The sequence below is a fragment of the Bacillus sp. 05T31 genome (assembly GCF_056396725.1).
The window spans coordinates 1-2,206 of the sequence record NZ_JBFTMA010000728.1 but is presented as its reverse complement, the minus strand read 5'-3'; the positions used below and the strand labels follow the sequence as shown (position 1 = coordinate 2,206).

Annotated in this window: 1 protein-coding gene and 1 pseudogene; both read right to left on the bottom strand. The window is 35.1% G+C overall.

All coding sequences use genetic code 11. The features are described 5' to 3' along the window. A pseudogene (locus AC1DJR_RS27365) lies at positions 1-534 on the bottom strand (GNAT family N-acetyltransferase); the annotation flags it as partial. Positions 535-600: 66 nt separating this feature from the next. Then, positions 601-2,109: an argininosuccinate lyase gene (gene argH / locus AC1DJR_RS27360; RefSeq protein WP_477003977.1), complete on the bottom strand. Its 1,509-nt coding sequence runs from the start codon at positions 2,107-2,109 to the stop codon at positions 601-603. Positions 2,110-2,206 lie beyond the last annotated feature (97 nt).

The following is a 2,206-nucleotide window of genomic DNA, read 5'->3' as shown; positions in this document are numbered from 1 at the left end:
TGTATGTGCGGTTTGTTTTGCTTCTTCTTTCGTAGTAGGGAGCTTCACGTCTTCGCAAAATTGATAAATCCACTTTTCTATTAATGGCAGCTCCTCACTAGTTACTTCTCGAAAAATTCCATCTCCGTTCCACTTCTTCTTTACTTGTTTCAACTCATATACACCTTGCTCCATCACAACAGTAGTTTTTTTATGTTCTAATATCGCAATCTCTTCCGCTAATTTCTGTACGATGTTCTTATTACCAATCAGTCCAGGAATATCTGGGTATATGCGCGTTAATTGCTTTGCAAGTTCCACTATAGCATCTTCGGAAATTTCAGATGTAGCAACAATTATTTGTTTCTTTTCTTCTGTTTGAAGAAATACAGCTGCAATTTCTTCCTCTTGTTTTGCTACTCCTATAAATATCGGCTCTTGGACCATTTGTAATACACCTAATATGAGATTATTTTCCTGCTCATTCTTCTCTAAAAATGGTTTAACCTCTTCTGTAAAATTAAGAATCTCTTCATATACATGTAATTGAATCATCGACAATCTCTTCTCTCTATTTATAGTTTCATTAAGTATTGGCGATTAATTCATTAAATCCTTCTTTTACGATTCGATAATATTTGAARCTAAYGTRTTCAAATCATTTTCAGCWTGTAAMAYTCTYTKYTTTTCCTTYTCAAATASCTCTTCTTCTTTTYGAAAYGAYTCTTTWCGWTTWTTAATCATACGCTCCATCTCTTTTTTACTCGGTCCACCATATACATTTCTTTTTTGAATAAAAGCTTCTGGCGATATAATTTCTTTCCACTCTTCTTCTAATAAATTTACTTTCAAATTTTCTTGTAAGTATACATTTATATCTTTGAAATTTAATTCATGTAACTCCTTTTTCTGCTCCAATGACATATTCGCAATCGCACTTGCTGCATGATGTGCATGCCGAAATGGTATTTCATAGTTTTTTGTTAAAACATCTGCGAAATCTGTAATCGTAATCGCGTGTTTATATGAACGACTTTTTAACGTTTCCTCTTCTACTTTCATCGTTCGAATAACTGCGTTCATCATACAAAAAACACGAATCGCCTTTTCGATTCCTTTATATAAATACGGCTGCAAGTCATCCTCCGTATCGACAATATCGCCAAATGGTGTATTATGAATCATTTGAAATACAGTAAATGCTTCCCCTAAAGCACTACTCGTAATAGCACGGGCATGTTCTATTGAAACAGGATTTCGTTTTTGCGGCATAATACTACTTATTTGCACATAYGGCTTCGCTACAGTAATCCCATCATATTCTTTCGTCGCTAATAGTAAAAAATCATGAATCCAYCTACTCGTATTCGTCATAATWACCATTAGTAACGAGCTAACTTCTAATAAATAATCYGCTCCAGCAACAGCATCATATGAGTTCTCAATTACATTTGTAAACCCAAGTAACTGTGCCACTCGTTTTCTCTTAATTGGGAAGCTTGTTGTAGAAAGGGCAGCTGCCCCCATTGGAGAATGATTTAAAAGATGATACGCTTTTTTCATTCTTTCTAAGTCTCGTTGCATCGTATCATAAATTGCCAAAACATAATGACCAAATGTTGTCGGTTGCGCCGGTTGTGTATGTGTATACGCGGGCATAATTGTTTCCATATGTTCACCGGCGAGCTCGAGCATACTTTCTTGCAACAATAAATGATGTTCCATTAACCGCAATACAAATTGCCGTAAACTCATGCGATACATCGTTACACCCATATCATTTCTACTTCTACCGATATGCATATTACTTACAAATTCACACTTTGCTTCTTGAGAAAGCAAATGTTCAACTAAGAAAAAAAGATCTTCATGTTGCCCTGTATATAGCAACTTCTCCTTTGGAATCCCCTCTACTTTTTTAAGTGCGATTAATATAACTTTCGCTTCTTCTCTTTTCATTAACTTCTCTTCAGTTAACATAGTAATATGTGCCCTATGCACTTGAAACATATCTTTTAATAAATAATTACGCTGAAAATTAAATACGTGCTGTAATACACAATCTACATATGTTTTCCCAGGGAAATCAGCGCCTTCATTCTTAATAAACTCTTCTTTACTCTGTTTCATCACCTTTTCCCCTTTCGCCTAAGTGTTACTACCCATCATACCCAAGGATGGTGAAAAAGTGCTTGTACATAAAAATAAACTCGGCGCTCATAGCACC